Origin of the sequence: Arthrobacter echini, from assembly GCF_004803505.1 — a bacterium.
Classification (GTDB): Bacteria; Actinomycetota; Actinomycetes; order Actinomycetales; family Micrococcaceae; genus Arthrobacter_D; species Arthrobacter_D echini.
This window is the reverse complement of sequence record NZ_SSWH01000005.1, coordinates 157,937-174,926: the sequence shown is the minus strand read 5'-3', so window position 1 is coordinate 174,926 and position 16,990 is coordinate 157,937. Positions and strand designations below refer to the sequence as shown.

General features: G+C 65.8%; 13 protein-coding genes. 9 read left to right on the top strand and 4 right to left on the bottom strand.

Going from position 1 to position 16,990, the window contains the following annotated elements; translation table 11 throughout:
- Positions 1-30 precede the first annotated feature (30 nt).
- Genes E8P82_RS07615 through E8P82_RS07595 form a run of 5 tightly spaced genes read left to right on the top strand, consistent with a single transcriptional unit; the run spans position 31 to position 5,100 of the window.
- The gene (locus E8P82_RS07615) at positions 31-1,512 is read left to right on the top strand and encodes an aldehyde dehydrogenase (NADP(+)) (RefSeq protein ID WP_136453888.1); all 1,482 of its coding nucleotides are present in this window, start codon (positions 31-33) and stop codon (positions 1,510-1,512) included.
- Positions 1,509-2,708: a fumarylacetoacetate hydrolase family protein gene (locus tag E8P82_RS07610; protein ID WP_136453887.1), complete on the top strand. Its 1,200-nt coding sequence runs from the start codon at positions 1,509-1,511 to the stop codon at positions 2,706-2,708. Before E8P82_RS07615 ends, E8P82_RS07610 begins: the two co-directional genes overlap by 4 nt.
- Entirely contained in the window at positions 2,705-3,412 is a 708-nt protein-coding gene (locus E8P82_RS07605; RefSeq protein WP_136453886.1) for a GntR family transcriptional regulator, read from the top strand. The genes E8P82_RS07610 and E8P82_RS07605 overlap by 4 nt, the downstream gene beginning before the upstream one ends.
- Positions 3,413-3,447: 35 nt before the next feature.
- Positions 3,448-4,203, top strand: coding sequence for an SDR family NAD(P)-dependent oxidoreductase (locus tag E8P82_RS07600; protein WP_211096825.1), 756 nt, complete (start codon positions 3,448-3,450; stop codon positions 4,201-4,203).
- A gap of 39 nt (positions 4,204-4,242) precedes the next feature.
- Positions 4,243-5,100: a fumarylacetoacetate hydrolase family protein gene (locus tag E8P82_RS07595; protein WP_136453885.1), complete on the top strand. Its 858-nt coding sequence runs from the start codon at positions 4,243-4,245 to the stop codon at positions 5,098-5,100.
- A 475-nt stretch (positions 5,101-5,575) separates the two neighbouring features.
- On the opposite strand, the gene E8P82_RS07590 is transcribed toward E8P82_RS07595, so the two are convergent.
- Positions 5,576-5,878, bottom strand: coding sequence for a hypothetical protein (locus E8P82_RS07590; RefSeq protein ID WP_136453884.1), 303 nt, complete (start codon positions 5,876-5,878; stop codon positions 5,576-5,578).
- A gap of 108 nt (positions 5,879-5,986) precedes the next feature.
- Between E8P82_RS07590 and E8P82_RS07585 the strand changes: the two genes are divergently transcribed.
- Genes E8P82_RS07585 through E8P82_RS15015 form a run of 4 tightly spaced genes read left to right on the top strand, consistent with a single transcriptional unit; the run spans position 5,987 to position 8,694 of the window.
- Positions 5,987-6,289: a transposase gene (locus E8P82_RS07585; RefSeq protein WP_136453883.1), complete on the top strand. Its 303-nt coding sequence runs from the start codon at positions 5,987-5,989 to the stop codon at positions 6,287-6,289.
- Positions 6,187-7,116: an IS3 family transposase gene (locus E8P82_RS07580; protein ID WP_136453882.1), complete on the top strand. Its 930-nt coding sequence runs from the start codon at positions 6,187-6,189 to the stop codon at positions 7,114-7,116. The genes E8P82_RS07585 and E8P82_RS07580 overlap by 103 nt, the downstream gene beginning before the upstream one ends.
- The gene (locus tag E8P82_RS07575) at positions 7,041-8,390 is read left to right on the top strand and encodes an IS30 family transposase (protein WP_425456008.1); all 1,350 of its coding nucleotides are present in this window, start codon (positions 7,041-7,043) and stop codon (positions 8,388-8,390) included. The genes E8P82_RS07580 and E8P82_RS07575 overlap by 76 nt, the downstream gene beginning before the upstream one ends.
- Positions 8,341-8,694: an integrase core domain-containing protein gene (locus E8P82_RS15015; RefSeq protein ID WP_425456007.1), complete on the top strand. Its 354-nt coding sequence runs from the start codon at positions 8,341-8,343 to the stop codon at positions 8,692-8,694. Before E8P82_RS07575 ends, E8P82_RS15015 begins: the two co-directional genes overlap by 50 nt.
- Positions 8,695-9,074: 380 nt before the next feature.
- On the opposite strand, the gene E8P82_RS07565 is transcribed toward E8P82_RS15015, so the two are convergent.
- The 3 genes from E8P82_RS07565 to E8P82_RS07555 all read right to left on the bottom strand — a co-directional run bounded on the left by E8P82_RS07565 (position 9,075) and on the right by E8P82_RS07555 (position 16,857).
- Positions 9,075-9,455 carry a PDDEXK family nuclease gene (locus tag E8P82_RS07565; RefSeq protein ID WP_136453879.1) on the bottom strand — a complete coding sequence of 127 codons (381 nt, stop codon included), beginning with the start codon at positions 9,453-9,455 and terminating at the stop codon, positions 9,075-9,077.
- Positions 9,456-9,457: 2 nt separating this feature from the next.
- Positions 9,458-10,144 (bottom strand): DUF6308 family protein, encoded by a 687-nt coding sequence (locus tag E8P82_RS07560; protein ID WP_136453878.1) that lies wholly within the window; start codon positions 10,142-10,144, stop codon positions 9,458-9,460.
- A 251-nt stretch (positions 10,145-10,395) separates the two neighbouring features.
- A complete protein-coding gene (locus tag E8P82_RS07555) occupies positions 10,396-16,857 on the bottom strand; it encodes a DUF4011 domain-containing protein (protein ID WP_168796516.1) in 6,462 nt (2,153 codons plus the stop codon).
- Between the last annotated feature and the right edge of the window lie 133 nt (positions 16,858-16,990).

Sequence of the window (16,990 nt, the reverse complement as noted above, 5' to 3'; positions counted from 1 at the left end):
CCTGCACCCCCTTTTGAAAGGAGACCGATCATGACCACCCCCACCATCGCCACCACCTCCGAGCAGGTCGACGTCGCCGCGCGAGCCGCGCACGAAGCCTTCCTGCAGATCGCGGGGGAGACCCCGGCTATCCGCGCCGACAGACTGACCGCCATCGCAACGGCACTGCGCAGCGAAGCCGCCGAGCTCGTGCAGATCGCTGTCGAGGAGACCCACCTCGCCGAAGCACGGCTCCAGGGCGAGCTGCTGCGCACGGCGTTCCAGCTGGACCTGTTCTCGGACGAGGTCCGTTCCGGCATCGCACTGGAGGCGACCCTCGACCACGCGGATGCTGACTGGGGTATGGGGCCGCGCCCCGATCTGCGGCGGGTCAATGTCCCACTCGGTGCCGTCGGGGTGTTCGGCGCCTCCAATTTCCCCTTCGCCTTCAGCGTGATGGGAGGGGACAGCGCGTCGGCGCTCGCTGCCGGCTGTGCCGTGCTGCACAAGATCCACCCCGGGCACCGCCGGCTCGCTCTGCGCACCGCTGAGATCGTCGTCGACGCGCTGCACTCGGTCGGCGCACCGGAAGGCCTCTTCGCCGTCGTCGACGGCCGCACGGGCGCCGAGGCGCTGGTCGATCATCCGCTGGTGAAGGCCATCGGCTTCACCGGATCGACGGCCGGCGGACGCGCGCTCTTCGATCGGGCTGCGGCGCGCCCCACTCCCATCCCCTTCTACGGAGAACTGGGCAGCATCAATCCGGTCTTTGTCCTGCCCGGCGCCTGGGCGAACCGATCCGAAGACGTACTGACCGGGTACGCCGGATCCTTCACCCTGGGCATGGGCCAGTTCTGCACCAAGCCCGGGGTCCTGTTCGTCCCGGACACCGCCACGGAGGAGGATCTGCACGCAGTCCTCGATACTGCGCTGGCCGGCGGCGCGCGGGCACCCATGCTCACCCCGGGTCTGCGCGAGGGCTTCGGCGCCGCGCGCGACGCCGTCGCTGCCACCGCCGGTGTCACCACCCTCGTGGCCGGATCCGACGACGACATCCCGGCGCCCACCGTGCTGCTGGTCGACGCGGACGCCATCGGGCGCACCCCGGAGATCCTGCACCAGGAGATGTTCGGGCCGGCCACCGTGGTGGTCCGCTACCCGGATGCGAAAGACCTGCCGCGGCTGGCAGCCCTGCTGGAGGGCCAGCTCACAGCGACCGTCCATGCCGATCCCGAGGACCAGACTGCGGCCCTGTTGGATACCCTGACCGGGCTCGCCGGCCGCGTGCTGTGGAACGGCTGGCCCACCGGCGTCACCGTCTCACACGCCCAGCAGCACGGCGGGCCCTACCCCGCGACGACGGCGCCCGGCACCACCTCCGTGGGGACGGCGGCGATGAAACGCTTCCAGCGCCCGGTCGCGTACCAGGACGTGCCCGACGCCGCTCTGCCGCCGGCGCTGCAGGATGCCAACCCGTGGGGCATACCCCGCCGGGTGGACGGCCGGATCGAACCGGCGGGTGAGGTTCGATGACGATCATGGGTTCCGCTCTCCTGCCCGACGACCCTGCCGAAGCCCTCCTGATCGGGCGCCTGTTCGACCCGGAGACCGCCGGGCCCCGACCCGTCGTCGTCGACGGCGATGACTTGGTGGACCTGTTCGGATACGCGCCGACCGTTTCAGCCCTGCTCGAACTCGACGACCCGGAATCGGTTGTCCGGCAGGTGCTGGCCGGTGATGCGAGGCGCTGGTCGTTGGCCGACGTCGTCCCAGCCGACGGCACCGCACAGGAGGACGCGTCCGCCCTGCGATTGCTGGCGCCGGTGGATCTGCAGGCGGTGAAGGCCTGCGGCGTCACCTTTGTGGACAGCATGATCGAGCGTGTCATCGAGGAGCGGTGCGCGGGAGACTTCACCCTGGCCGACCGGATGCGCACCGAGGTCCTGCAGGCCATCGGCGGCAGCGTGGCTGGACTCAGACCCGGATCGCCGGAGGCTGCGCGGGTGAAGGAGGTACTGATCTCCCAGGGCGTCTGGTCCCAGTACCTCGAAGTGGGTATCGGCCCGGATCCGGAGGTCTTCACCAAGGCGCCGGTGCTCTCCGCCGTCGGGCCGGGTGAACGGATCGGCATACCCGCCTTCTCCGCCTGGAACAACCCCGAGCCCGAACTGGTCCTGGTGGTGGACAGTGGCGGCCGGATCCGCGGCTGCGCTTTGGGCAACGACGTCAACCTGCGCGACGTCGAAGGCCGCAGCGCGCTGCTCCTGGGCATGGCCAAGGACAACAACGGTTCTGCCGCAGTGGGGCCTTTTGTCCGGCTGTTCACCGACAGCTACACCCTGGACGACGCCCGCTCCGAGTCGATCCACCTGACCGTGCGCGGACGGGACGGCTACATCCTGGCCGGCACCAACAGCGTGGACCGGCTCAGCAGGCCCTTCGAGGAGCTCGTCCGCGCCGCCTACGGGCCGCATCACCAGTATCCGGACGGCTTCGTCCTGTTTACGGGGACACTCTTCGCACCCAACGAGGACCGCGATGCACCAGGTATGGGCTTCACTCACAAGCCCGGAGACGTCGTCGGGATCAGCAGCGCGCGCCTCGGTACACTGACCAATATGGTGGCACCGGCCGAGGACCTTCTGCCGTGGACGTTCGGGATCAATGATCTGTTGACTTACGTACTGACCCAGGCCGGGATGCGGCACATGCCCGAGAGGACACCGTGAGCGTCGGGGAACTGGAGACCAGGAACCGGTCGATATCGGATGTCTATGGGGCCCTTCGCGCCAAGATTCTGGACCTGCAGCTTCCCCCCGACGGGAAGATCAACATCGATGCCCTGGCCCGTGAGTTCGGGGTCTCGCAAACTCCGATCCGTGAGGCTCTGAGCCAACTCGAGGGCGACAATCTGATTGTGAAGACGCCCGGTAAGGGCTACCGGACCACCCCCCTGCTCGGCACGGCGGAGTTACGGGAACTCTTCGAGTTCCGATTGCTGGTCGAGCCGTGGGCGGCGCGGGAATCGGCGGTCAATCGGCTCAGCAACCCGGGGCGCACCCTGCAGTCCTCGCTGGATGACTTCGAGGACGGCAGCAGGGCCGACGACGACGTCCGCCACCGACTCGTGACACACGACACGCAGTTCCACGATCACATCCTGACGGCCAGCAACAATGCCTTTGCCCTGCACGCCTTCCGCGCCACGCACTGCCATTTGCATCTGTTCCGGCTGCACCCGGCCGATTACCGCGGTACCCAGACGGTCGAGGAGCACCGCAGCATCGTCACCGCGATCCAGGCGTGCGATCCCGATGCTGCCGAGGCAGCGATGCATCAGCACCTGATCGGTGCATACCACCGCTTCAACGAAGCCTTCGCGCAGGACGGCGGCTCGGATCTTCGGCTTCCGCCGCCGGCCACCTTGCGCTGACACCACGACTTTTTCCGACGTTCGAGGAGTACCTGATGATGAAGAGCTTTGCGGGCGTGCGCGCCCTGGTGACAGGTGGAGCCTCCGGGATCGGGGCCGCAGTGACGGCCGGGCTCCTGGGCCGCGGGGCACAGGTCGCGGTGCTGGACCTGCGCGTCGAGGACCTGCCCGACGGCGTCGTCGGGTACCGATGCGATGTCGCGGACCGCGGCTCGGTGGACGAGGCCGTGGATGCTGCGGCGCAGGCGCTGGGTGGGATCGACGTCGTCGTTAACAATGCCGGCCTCGGTGCTGCTGGGACGGTGGCGGACAACGACGACGAGGAATGGCTGCGCGTGCTGAGCATCAATGTGGTGGGCATCGCCCGGGTCTCCGCAGCAGCCCTGCCCCATCTGCGCGCATCGACAAAGGCCGCGATCGTCAACACGGCATCCGTCGCGGCTACCCACGGCCTGCCGCAGCGGGTTTTGTATTCGGCGAGCAAGGGTGCTGTGGCGGCGCTGACCCGCGCCATGGCCGCCGATCACCTCCGCGAGGGCATCCGCGTGAACTGCGTGAACCCCGGTACCGCCGACACCCCGTGGGTGGCGCGGCTCCTGGAGGCCGCTGCGGATCCGGCCGCGGAGCGTGTGGCCCTGGAAGCACGGCAGCCCCACGGCCGGCTCGTATCCGCCGACGAGGTCGCGGCATCGATATTGTTCCTCGCCGATCCGGCCAACGGGTCAACCTCGGGGGTGTCCCTCGCGGTGGACGGCGGCATGCACAGCTTGCTGCTCCGCCCGGAACTGTGAGAAACCGATTTCCCTCTTCGATACGACAAGGAGCTTTTGATGGAACTGATGCGACTCGGGGAACCCGGCCGGGAGATCCCCGTGGTCCGTGACGGCGGGACCACCTACGATCTGCGCGGACTCACCGCGGACATCGACGGCGCCTTCCTGGCTGCGGAAGGTATCGGGCAGGTGCGCTCAGCTTTGGCCGCGGGCACGTTACCCGAGGTCGAGGATGCGGGCACGCTGCGTGTGGGTCCCCCGCTGTCCGGGATCGGCGCCGTGGTGTGTGTAGGCCAGAACTATGCGGCTCATGCCGCCGAGACCGGGGACACCCCGCCTGCGGCACCGATCATCTTCTTCAAGCACCCCAACACGGTGGTGGGACCCGACGACGACGTCGTCCTGCCGCCCGGAGCCGAAAAGGTGGACTGGGAGGTGGAACTGGCCGTGGTGATCGGTACGCGCGCTTCCTACCTGAGTAGCCACGAGGAGGCCCTGGCGTGTATTGCCGGCTTCACCGTCAGTAACGATGTCTCCGAGCGGGACTACCAGCTGAAACACTCCGGGGGCCAGTGGTCCAAGGGGAAGTGTGCGCCGACTTTCAACCCGCTGGGTCCGGCCCTGGTTCCCACTGACGAGATTGCCGATCCGCAGGCGCTGCGGCTCTACTCGGCGGTCAACGGTGAACCACGCCAGGATTCGACGACGGCGGACATGGTCTTCGATGTCGCTGAGCTCATCCGCGACCTGTCGCAGTACATGGCCCTCGACCCCGGGGACGTGGTCAACACGGGAACACCGCAGGGCGTAGCGCTGTCCGGCCGATTCCCCTACCTGACAGCCGGTGACACCATGACCATTGGGATTGCCGGGCTGGGCGAACAGCACCAGCAGGTGGTGGCCCACCGTAATTAGGGCTCACACGAAGGTCGAGAGGTGGGCGATGATTGCCGTTATGCCTACTTCGAAGCTTAGATCCGACCGAGGTGCTGCCAGCGCGGCACCAGAGAATGCGCCAGCGAAGTGCCGTTTGCGCGTCGGCGTCGGCGTCGGCGATCCAGGTCGCTTCCGGTGATGCCGGCTCGACGGCGGGTCCCATGGTGCATTTCGACCCTGCCCGGTCCCGGCGCGCGCCTTCGAGAACAACGTATACATCGCTTATGCGAACCACACAGCGCCTAGCTTCTTGCGACTCAACAGTATTAACAGCACTGATGGACGTTCCCCGCCCTCGCCGGAGTCGGTGAGGAAGTTCTCCTCGCCGATCCCGATCAGCGGGAGGGTGCTCGCGCAAGCTCAACATCTACCTGAGCTGACAATGACCGGAGATATTCGGCTGAGTCGGTGACGGCGGCCAGTGAGGCTCCGGTCGGCCGTCGATCGACTCCCGTCAGCTGACCGGGCCTTCCGACCTCATGCTGTCCACCGCGTCCACGAGGCGTCGCAGGGCTTCCGTGGAGAGATCTGTGAGCGGCATATTCGGACGGCGCTTCCACCCCGACTCCTTCAGGGTCTCCGCCGCCGTCCTGAACTCGTTGATCTCCCCCAGAGCGCTCAGGAAGCCGTCGAATCGCCTGACATTCGCCGGGGTGGCCGCCACTTTCGGCACGTGGGTGAAACTCAGCTCGAGCGTGGTCGACGACGTCGTGTAGTGATACACGTACAGGTGCCCCACCTCGCCTGTGCTGTCCAACGACACCTGAAAGAATCCAGCAGGGATCCGCTTCGCCCGGCGCATCGATCCGACGAACGTGCGGTCGTATGGTTTTGTGAGACAGCTTGATTGGAGCGCTCGTTTCAGATGACCGTCAGGGATAAGAAGAACTACGATCCATCGTTCCGTGAGGAGTCCGTGCAGTTGGTCGTGACCTCGGGCCGCCCGGTGAAGCAGGTCGCTGCCGATATCGGGGTGAAGCCGAGCACGCTGGGTAATTGGGTCCGCCAGTATCGTGAGGCGAACCCCGGGACAACCGGTGCCGCTGATGCTCGTGGCCCGGTGGCGTGGGAGGAGCACCAGCGGGCGCTGACGGAGAACGCGAAGCTCAAGGCCGAGGTCGAGTTCCTGGGAAAAGTCAGCGCCTTCTTTGCAGCGAAGCAACGGTAGAGGATTTCTACGCGTTCATCGAAGCAGAGAAGGCCACCTACCCGATCGCTTGGCTGTGCCGGGTCCTGAAGGTCTCCAGGGTCTCGTTCTACCGGTGGCGGAACCCTGCCGGTCCTTCACCCAGGATGGTGCGCCACGCCCAGCTCACGAATGCCGTCACCGAACTCTACGAGAAGGAGAAGGGACGTGCCGGCCGGGATCAGCTGACGCTGATGCTCAACAGCGCCGGTACCAAAATCTCCGCCCCTACCGTCGGGTCCATCATGCGCGTCAAGGGGTTGCGTGCGGTACGTACGCGGGCCTGGAAGACCACCACGGTGCAGGACCCGCAGGCCAGGACCGCGCATATCCAGAACCACATGCTCGACGATGACGGGGTCCGGGACTTCACCTCGCAGGCACCGGGTACCCGGCTCGTCGGGGATATCACCTACCTGCGCACCGGGGAAGGATGGCTGTTCCTGGCCACGGTGATCGATCTGTGCACGGGCATGGTGATCGGCTGGTCGATGGCCGACCACATGCGCGCGAGCCTGTGCACCGCAGCCCTGACCATGGCCCGGGACCACAACCATCTCACCGACCCGGGCACTGTCTTTCATTCCGACCGAGGGAGCCAAGGTGGATTCAATTGGTCGTCGCAACACCTTGATCAGGGAGGTGCGCGGTGGGACGTGGAACGAAGCAGGGTGTTGAGGAGTCGGTGGGGGCGCGGCGGCAGTGGCGTGCGGATCGGGCATTGCGGCCTGCGATGCGTTCCCCGGGCCGGCCGGAGCCCTCTCGTGCGGTGCAGCGGGAGTTCTGGCGGCGGATCGCCTCAGGGGTGACGACGGCAGAGGCTGCGGAGGTTATCGGGGTGTCATGGCCGGTGGGGTCTCGTTGGTTCCGTCACGCTGGTGGTATGCCGCCGATCAGTCTGGATGAGCCCTCGGGTCGTTATCTGTCGTTCGCTGAGCGGGAGGAGATCGCGGTGCTGCGCGCTCAGGATGTTGGCGTGCGGGAGATCGCGCGCAGGATCGGACGCGACCCGGGAACGATCTCGCGCGAGTTGCGCCGCAACGCGGCGACCAGGGGCGGGAAACCGGTTTACCGGGCTCTGGTGGCGCAGTGGAAGGCGCAGCAGGCCGCGAAGCGACCCAAGACCGCGAAGCTCGTGGGCAACGAGAGGTTGCGTGAGTACGTGCAGGAACGACTTGCCGGGAGCCTACGCCGCACGGACGGTTCGATCATCGCGGGTCCGGCGACGCCTAGGTGGAAGGGGTTGAACAAACCGCATCGGGCTGACAGGCGGTGGTCGATAGCGTGGAGCCCGGAGCAGATCTCGCACCGGCTCCGCGTTGATTTCCCGGAAGATGAGTCCATGCGCATCAGTCACGAGGCGATCTACCAGTGCCTGTTCATCGAAGGCCGCGGGGCGCTCAAGCGGGAGCTGGTCACGTGCTTGCGTACCGGGCGTGCGCTACGGGAGCCTCGTGCCCGGTCGCGGAGCAAGCCGCAGGGTCATGTCAGCGCCGATGTCGTCCTCAGCGAACGGCCCGCCGAGGCCGCGGACCGTGCTGTCCCTGGGCACTGGGAGGGTGATCTGATCATCGGGACCGGGCGATCGGCTATCGGTACGCTCATCGAGCGCAGCAGCCGCTCCACGCTCCTGGTGCACCTACCCCGGCTGGAGGGCTGGGGCGAGAAACCACCCGTGAAGAACGGCTCATCGCTCGGCGGGTACGGTGCCACCGCCATGAACGCCGCGCTCACGATGTCGATGACCAAACTGCCCGAACAGCTCCGCAAGACCCTCACCTGGGACCGCGGGAAGGAACTATCCGCGCACGCCCAGTTCACCCTCGACACCGGCACGAGAGTGTTTTTCGCGGACCCTCACTCGCCGTGGCAGCGACCGACGAATGAGAACACCAATGGGCTGCTCCGGCAGTACTTCCCGAAGGGCACGGACCTCGCGCGGTGGAGCGCGGAAGACCTCGAAGCCGTCGCTCTCGCCCTGAACAACCGGCCTCGTAAAGTGCTTGGCTGGAAGACCCCGGCCGAGGTATTCAGTGAGCAGTTACAGTTACTCCAACAACCCGGTGTTGCAACGACCAGTTGAACCTGCCCAATACACCTCCGATGAGTTCCAGAGATGGTGCTCAGGCAACGGCATCACCCAGTCGATGGGAGCCGTCGGGGTGTGCTGGGACAACGCCGTGGCCGAGAACTTCTTCTCGCACCTGAAGACCGAGTTCTACCACCACGAACGCTTCACCAACCGCGCCGATGCCAGGACCGCCGTCATGGACTACATCGAGTCCTGGTACAACCGTCGCAGGCCCAACCGCCGGGCCGGCGGCGTCCCACCAGCAACAGCTCTTACCGCCCACCAGACCCGCAGCCAGGAACCCCTGGCCGCATAAAAGAAACACTACGAAACTGTCTCAAGAACTTGACGACCGCACATGCGGCGTCGAGCCTCCTCGAGCAGGAGATCGAACCTCGAGAGATTCTCTGCGTCATTGCTCTTGATCCAGTCCCGGCACTCGCTCTCGGTCCAGCGACCCTCAGCACGCTCCGCTGCTGCCGCCTTCGCCGCGGCAAGTTCCTCTCCGTACGTCGTCGGGAGGAGCATCTCGGTGTGCGCGGGCGCTTGTACGCGACGGCGATGACCGACGTCGTCGGTCCCGACGTCGCATTGAGATACTCCAGGATGCGCCGCAGATCGTCGTTGATCGCATCGACGGCCAAGACGATTTTGAAGCGTCCGGCCGCCAAGTTCGCCGCCACCGCGCTGGAGAAGTCAGGATTGGCCGAGGCGAACAGACTCCGCCAGCGTCCGGCCCGTTCGAGCCAGCCATCGCTGTTCGAACTCCCTCAGGGACATCTGCCAGAACGCCGACGCGTAGTCGAACATCTGCCCGACGATCTCGCGCCGCACCTGGCGGTTGGAGGCGAGCTTGCACTCGACCAGGGTCAGCCCACCCTCCTGATCGACGACGATCAGGTCGGCCGGTCCGGCACCCGACTGCATTTCCCTGCACGCCACGGCCTGGTCCCCCACGCCGGGGATGAGTCGGGGATGGTCCGCCAGGATCTGTTGCAGCTCCGCCTCCCGCCCGTAGCCGACCTCGTCCGGTTCGGCCCAGTCACCGCCCAGTGGCCGCGTCAGGATGGAAGCCACTGCTACAGCTCGACGGCGACGTCATCGTCGTCGTCGGCGGGTTCCAGACCGAGCTCGATGCCGTGCATCCACAGCACGATATCCATCACCCGCAGGGTCGAGATGTGCTCCGGTGCTTCTGCTGCCTGCCGGATGGCCTCAAGCCGCTCCGGAAGGCCCGTGTCCTTCAACGCCGCGTGCCAGGTGGTCCACTGCGCAGCAGAGTTCTTCAGACCCATCAGCGGGCGGACGACGGAGTCGTAGATGGGGATGAGCCGAGGGCGCTTGCGTGCCATGAGCTTGCTCGCCTTGGTGGGTCCAATGTCCCACTTCCCGTACTTCTTTCCCCGGATCAAGTCCCACAGCTCGTTAGCGGGGCTATTCGGCGCCTCGAACTCATCGACGTCCGTCGTCCACAGATCGACGTCGACGGGTAGCTGCTCAAGCAAGCCCGTGATCTCCTCGGCATGGGTCTCGAGCAGCCCGATGGCCGCCCGTCCCTTGATATCAACGGAGAGGAAGGACACCGCCACGAGATCGTCGGCCGTGATGCGATCAGCGACGTCGAGGTGATCTCCTCCTCCTGCCCAGCCATCGAAGCGGGTGCCGGTGCGAGGAACGGTGTGCCCGCCGATGGGCGTGTAGTAGCGCCGGACCAGTCCGGCCGCCTCGGCGACGTGATCGGCATCGAGTATCTCGTGGTACGTCACGGTGCGCTCGTTTCTACCAGAGCCCGGGTGGTCCAGGCGCAAAGTTGTTCGGTCGAACCACCGACGGTACCGCTATGCAGTGCCACCGGTGGCGACCTCCGAACGTCTGCCCGCGTGTCGGACGAGGAGGACAAAACGTGTGCTGTTGTCGGGGTCATGGAATTGAGCAGTGACGATGGACCGCGGCCGCCTACACGACGCCTCGGTTTCCTCGCGCAGAGAAGCTCCCGAAATTGCGGTAGCGCCCGGCCTCAGCTGTCCGACGATGCACGAAGGAGACCGGCGTCGTCGGTGTGGAGCCGTCCGGCGTGCTCCGCGTACCGCACCGCGTCGTCCAGACGCTCGCCGATCCCAGCAGTCATCCGCTTGCCCCCGAACACGCGGAGGGCTCGGCGCTTAAGTTCCTCCGGCTCGATACCGTGGGCGTCCCGGCTCACAGCTACCATGGCGTTTGCGATCTCCACGGTGCTGATGTGTTCGATCTTCCGATCGATCTCCGGTCCATTCTCGCGATACCCACGCCACCTGTCCGAGTAGAACCCGATGGGCCACACGAAGCCATCGTCGTCGATCCGGTACTTCTGCTGGTCGATCAGCCGGACGACCGCCTCGGCGCGTTGGCTGCTGACCTTGTTCAGCGAGAATTCAGCACATGCCAGCTTCGCGAGGCGACCGGTGTGGACCGGCCCTTCCGCATCGATGATCTGGCCGAGCGCGGCGACGACCAGCGCCCTTGACTGTACTGACGACGAGAGCGTGTTAAGCACGTCCACCCTTCCTAACACCCGCGGGATCCACGGCCGGTAGGCAGTGACATCAGGCGCCTGGGGGGCTGCAGTTTGTAGCGTCCGAACCGGCTCGAAGTCCTCACTATCGAGTGGCGGCTCCATCTCGGGAGCGGGCACCGGCACATCAGGTAGTTGCTCAGCGTGATCTTGGCGCGAGGAACCGCCCGATGAAGCCTCGTGGCCCTCACCAAAGGGATCGTCGTTCGCGCTCTCCGGCCCGGGCTCGGGGCGCTCCTCGCCCCGATGTTCTGCGGATGCCATCGCGGCGCGGAGTCGCTCGACCACCCCTGCGGAATCGGCCAACCATTCGGGAAGCCAGACGCGTTCCACTGCCGGCCATCTCAGCATTCTGGAGAGCACATCGGAAGGGAGACCGTCCCGGTCCCCCACGGTCGCACGAGCAGCCCATGCCGGAGAGTCCAGAAGCACCGCCATCAACGGCTTGTCAGGCTCCTCCGCGGTCGCGACGCTGAGATCAACCTTGAAGTCCGACAGGCCGACGTCCGTGGTGACAACGAACCCCAGCTCGCGCAAGGAACTTGCGACCTGCTCCCGATGGCGGTCGACCGCAGGCTTCCGGCGCCCGTCGAACGGCAACGCGGTGGGACCGTGCGCCGCGATCTCGAGGTAAGTCCGGAGGTGCTTGACGCCGACCGACGAGGTGTCCTCCGCCCGCAGGTCGGTCGGGTCGAAGCTGGAGAACACGACCACCTGACGTCGAGCACGGGTCACAGCGACATTGAGCCTGCGCTCACCACCACTGCGGTTCAGCGGACCGAAGTTCAGTGGCAGATATCCGCGGTCATTCTTGCTGAAGCCCGTCGAGAACAGGATGGTGTCCCGCTCGTCGCCCTGGACGTTCTCGAGATTCTTCACGAACAGCCCATCGGGAACATCGAGCGCATCGACGATTCGAGGGTCCTCCGAGTCACGCAGAAGCGCCTCGATGTGGGCCCGCTGCTGCAGGTTAAAGGTGACCACCCCTACAGAGGGTGCCACGGACGGCGAATCGTTGAAGCGGCGCTTGATCTCCTCCACTACGGCGGCGGCCTCGACGGGGTTGGTGCGGAGGAGTTTGCCGGCCCCGGACCGGTGGAAATGCCCGTCCACGCGGACGAAGTTGATGCCGAAGCCTCCGGGGCCGGCGCTCGCCGGGCCATGGACCGGCGCGGGAAAGGACGACAGCTTGTTGTCGTAGTACTGCTGGTTGCTGAATGCGATGAGCGATTCGTCCTGACTTCGGTAGTGCCAGGACAACCACTGCCGAGGGACTCGTGCCAGCACACATTCGGACAGGATCGATTCCTCGTCCTCCACTGTCTCGTTGACCAGCTCGGTCTCCTCGTCGCGGTCCGTCGTGGTCTCCGCGAAGGACGTCGGTGGCATCTGCTTGCTGTCGCCCACGACGACGACGGCCCGGCCACGACCCATGGCACCCACGGCGTCCGCGACGCGGATCTGCGACGCCTCGTCGAAGACCACCAGATCGAAGAGCTCCGACGTCGCGGGGAAGAACCGTGCCACCGAGTCAGGACTGACGAGCACGCAGGGCATAATCCGCGTGATGAGGTCACCGTGGGTCTCCAGCAACGCACGGACGCGCAGTCCGCCGGTCTTGTAGTTCAACTGGCGTTGCAGCAGACCCATGCGGCCTGCACTGGAATCCGCTCCGAAGGTGCGCGCTTTCAGCACGTCATCGGGCAACGCCGTCCTCAATTCCTGCCGCACCTGAGCCGACCGGGTTGTGAAGCGGTTGATCATCCGCTCGTGAGTACGGGGCTCGAAGCTGCTCAAACCCGTTGCCGCGCCCCGTTCACGTTGCGATGCTTCGGCGAGTCCACGCTCGAAGGCGCGAGCGGCGTCATCGGCATCCAGGTGTCCGAGCCTCAACTCCTCCCATGCTTGAAGGAGACCTTCTACGCGCAACGGTTCCAGCGCTCGCAGGAAGACGAGCCAGCGGCGGAGAGACGGCGACTCTGAGCCCTCGGTACCTCGATTCTGCGCGGTCTGCTCCCATCGAATGAGGAACGGCAGGCCGTTCAGCCACCTTGCTAGACCGGGCTCGTCCAACCCTGCCGCTGACACCAGATCGCGGACCGCACGGGACAGTGAGCCGACGACGTCGACCGTCGGCTGGTCCACGGCAGACCCCCGACGGAAGAAGGCCCGCATGGTTTGGACGAAGTCCTCCTCAGCGTGGGCAGGAGGAGCCTTGACCAATTGTGATGCCCACTCGAGCCACTGCACATTGCGTGCGAGGTATTGCTGTCCCTCAACGGTGAAGGGACTCCAGGAGGGCGGCAGTTCGATTCCGGGGATGGTGTTTGCACCTGACGCCAGTCCCCGGACAGCGCCCTGAACTGCCATCAGCGCACCGGTCAGCTCGGGCAGCGTGCTGGGCTTGACCTCCACGCCGGGCCGGATGTGGGGCGCGATCTTCTCGCGTACCTCGACGAGCCGTTTCTTCCGCCCGAAGACGCTCGACGCGGCCGCCGCGACCGCTTCGGCGTGGATGTCGGCGATCGGCAGGTCGAGGACCTCGGGTACCACCCTGTCCAGGCCAGGGTGTGACGCCGCGAGGAACACACCCAGGTAGGCCTGGAGATCCTTGGTGGCCGTGGCCCATCGTTCCGTCCCCGCTTCATCGAGCACGTCGAGGTCCACCGTCCGAGCAGGCAGCAGGGACGCGAATTTTTCGAAGTCACCCGCGTCTCGGGCAGCCCGGAGCACCGCAAGGAGCGGGCCGGACACGGGCAACCTGTCCACTGCCGCTTGTAACCGCCGGGCAGCGTCGAGCAGTGCTGCTCCCTCGTCCTCGTTCAGCGGGGAGTCGAGGAAGCCCCAGGGATGATCCTCGCTCGGGTGGGCCGGTTCTGAAGCGTCGGGTAGTTCCGCCAGGACGGTTCGGAGTTGCTGCAATGTGCCGAGGGACACTGTCTCCACGAAGACTTCGGGAACAGGAAGGGCATGGATCTCATCGCCGATGGTGAGCTCCTGCGTCCGGGCGGAGTACAGCGAGAGCTCAGCACCGTTCTCCTCATGCAGCCGCGCCGCATAGCGCACCAGACCCCGACGCGCATTGTTGAGCTCGCCGAGCGCCGCATCAAGACCCTGGCGGTCCGGGTGCGCTGTATGGTCCAGGGCCTGCCGGATCTGACGGCGCACGGCTGCGGGCTTACTTCCCTTGTCGTGCAGGTCGAGCGAGAAGACCCCCATGCCGACCTCGTCAAGGCGTTTCTGAACGACGTCGAGAGCTGCCCGCTTCTCGGCGACGAACAGGACGCGCTTGCCGTCGGCAATCGCGCGGGTGAGCAGATTCGTGATCGTCTGTGATTTTCCGGTTCCGGGAGGGCCTTCCAGCACGAAGGTCTTCCCGGCGACGGCCTCGGCGATAGCCTGCAATTGGGACGAGTCCGCCGGAATCGGCACCTTGGTGGCGAGGAGGTCGAGATCGTCGGCGGAGGCGGTGTGCACCGGATCGGTGAACGATTCCGTCGGTGAGTGGATCAGGTGATGCACCAGCGGGTTCTTACCCAGTTCCCCCCACTGCTCGTCGAGATCCTTCCACAATCTGAACTTGGCGAACTGGAGGATGGACAGGTCCACCGTCGGCTCGACGCGGAACGGTAGACCCTTCTCCGCGACGGCTATCCGCACCGCTTCGAACGCCTTGTGCAAGTCGATGCCGGCATCGTCCTCCACTGGTTCGGCGAGTCCGGGGATCTCCAGACCCAGCGCGAGCCGGAGCTTCTCGAGGAGGCAGTAGTTGGGGGTGGAAGTGCCGGCGTCGTCGAGACTGATCTGGTATGGGCCCTGCTTGGAGGTGGGGCGGAGCCGGACCGGCACAAGGACCAGTGGCGACCTCAGATCGCGTCCATCGAGAGTCCAGGCGAGCGAACCCAGTGCCAGGTAGAGGTTGTTGGCACCCGTTTCCTCGATCAGTGTCTTCGCCTTGTACGCGAGGTTGCGCATGCGGGTCTGATAAGCGCCTCGGGTGACGTCAGCGAATACCGCCTGATCGCTCACGAGCACATCGGCAAGTTCGTCCTGGGGCAGGTCCCGCCCGAAGCGGACTCCGCGCTCGGCCTGCATTGCCGAGACGTCGTCGGAGGGCATCAACACGATGTCCTTGCCGCGGTTGATCATGTCCTCGAACTCGCCCACCTGCGCGTCAGGCACGGCGAGTGGGAATCGAGCTGTTGGGGTGAAGTTGATGAGGCGGTTCCGCAGACTCAGGTCGAGGAGCGTGTTCTTCCACTGTGTGACTCGGCTGGGCGGTTCGGGCCGTTGCGTACGCCGACGATCCGTCTGCTCCTGCGCAGGCACTACGACACGCTTCTCCCGGCGGGGTGGCGTGTACTCGATGACTGCGACAGTTCCGGAATCGTCGGTGAACCGGACTGGGATCGGGCGGATGCCGGAGTGCCTGGCCGCGTAGAGATCCACCACCCCCTCCACCTCGTCCAGATCGCCGGTCAGCCACCGCGAGTAGGGCCGATCGTGCAGCTCCTGCATGCTGTGTTGTTTTCCGTCGGTCAGCAGCGTGGTCTCGATGAGCCGGATCCGGTCGAGGTCGATCGCGTTGACCAGCGACGCGGGATCCTCGACGGCCGGCGTCTTGAAGTTGGCCTCGTCCCTCCAGTAGCCGAGGAAGATGTGCCCCTGCACGAGCCAGAGATTTGCTTGGAGTCCTGCGAACTCCATCGCTGCGGCCAGCACGACGACGGTATCGAGGCAGGTGCCGAAGCGGTCGTTGAGGACCTCGTCGGCGGTGCGGACACGCTGTGCATTCTGGCCCCATGATGCGGGTGGCTCGCTGTAACGAATATTGCGATTCCGCAGAGCGTGCGCGAGCGCTTCCGCGATCCGGTCAGCGCGCTCTGGCCCGGCCTGGTACCCCTCCAGCGAACCGCTGCCCGTCGCCGCAACCAGAAGGTCCGAGGCCTCCGAGCAGAGCGTCGTGATAGCCGGGTGATTCGGTTGAACGAAGGCGGCGAGGGATTCCAGAGTGAGCAGGCCGGAGTGGTGGCGCCAGTGATGCGCTGCCAGCAGTTCGATCGGCGCAGTGTGGTGGGCCAGGAGTTGACCGTCGGCTTCGAGGTCGGCTCGAATGATCCCCTGCTGTCGATCCTGGAGTTGCAGCAGCACAGCGGGATCGGCACGCACCTCGGGTTCGGCGATCATCACCGTCTTGTGCGGTGGCATGTCGAGGTAATGCTCTGACGGCTGCGTCACGAGACCCGATTCGCCAGTGACGCTCAGCTTCAGGACCGCTCCCCTGATTTCAGGCCCGGCGTTGGTGATCGTGAGTCTGCTGATGATGCGCTGACCGTTGTAGGCCATCGCATAGCTCAGCTCGGGGGCGGAGTCGAACGTGAGCGCGAGGGGCGTTACCTCTCGCGGGCGCTCGGTCATCGACGGTGAATCATCGACAGCGGACGGCGTGATGTCGTGATCGTCGCTTTCGTCCGGTTCCTGCGCACGGTCCGGATCCTGCTCCGGCACCCGCTTCTTGAAATCGGCCAGGAGGGACTGGGCCTGATCCACCTCGGCGTCCAGCGCGCGGAGGAGCCGGTGGGAGGTATCGAGATACCGCAGCACGTCGTCGTCGGTGAACGATTCGTTGTGGGCCCACAGATTGCGCACCTGGCGCATCTCGCTCGCATAGGCGCGACCTTCCGGCGACAGATTGAAGGGGTAGCCCAGCTCACCGAGACGCTCGGTGAGCATCCGCAGTTGGACCTGCGGATCGGTGGCCTTGAGCTGCTTGGGCTCCCGGTGCTGAAGTTCGTCCTTGTGCTCCAGGATCCGCGGCCACTCCAAGCCTGGGACCACCTGCTCGATCGTCGTACGTATGACCGGCTCGAGCCCTTCGGCCATGATGTCCAGAGCACGCCCGATGAACTCGCGATTCGATAGCCCCATGATGTCCCCTATGTCCCCTGCGGTGGCGTTCGCCGCATCGCTGGGGACAGCGTAGTACGAAGGTGCGACAGATCACGCCGAGGCAACAGAGACACGGCCGCTGACGTCACTTGTGCCGCCGATTTTGGTTGAC

Bases quoted from the DNA above. Each gene is read 5' to 3' on its own strand.
- E8P82_RS07615 (WP_136453888.1), top strand. From the start codon at position 31: ATGACCACCCCCACCATCGCCACCACCTCCGAGCAGGTCGACGTCGCC.
- E8P82_RS07610 (WP_136453887.1), top strand. From the start codon at position 1,509: ATGACGATCATGGGTTCCGCTCTCCTGCCCGACGACCCTGCCGAAGCC.
- E8P82_RS07600 (WP_211096825.1), top strand. From the start codon at position 3,448: ATGATGAAGAGCTTTGCGGGCGTGCGCGCCCTGGTGACAGGTGGAGCC.
- E8P82_RS07595 (WP_136453885.1), top strand. From the start codon at position 4,243: ATGGAACTGATGCGACTCGGGGAACCCGGCCGGGAGATCCCCGTGGTC.
- E8P82_RS07585 (WP_136453883.1), top strand. From the start codon at position 5,987: ATGACCGTCAGGGATAAGAAGAACTACGATCCATCGTTCCGTGAGGAG.
- E8P82_RS07575 (WP_425456008.1), top strand. From the start codon at position 7,041: ATGCGTTCCCCGGGCCGGCCGGAGCCCTCTCGTGCGGTGCAGCGGGAG.
- E8P82_RS07555 (WP_168796516.1), bottom strand. From the start codon at position 16,857: ATGGGGCTATCGAATCGCGAGTTCATCGGGCGTGCTCTGGACATCATG.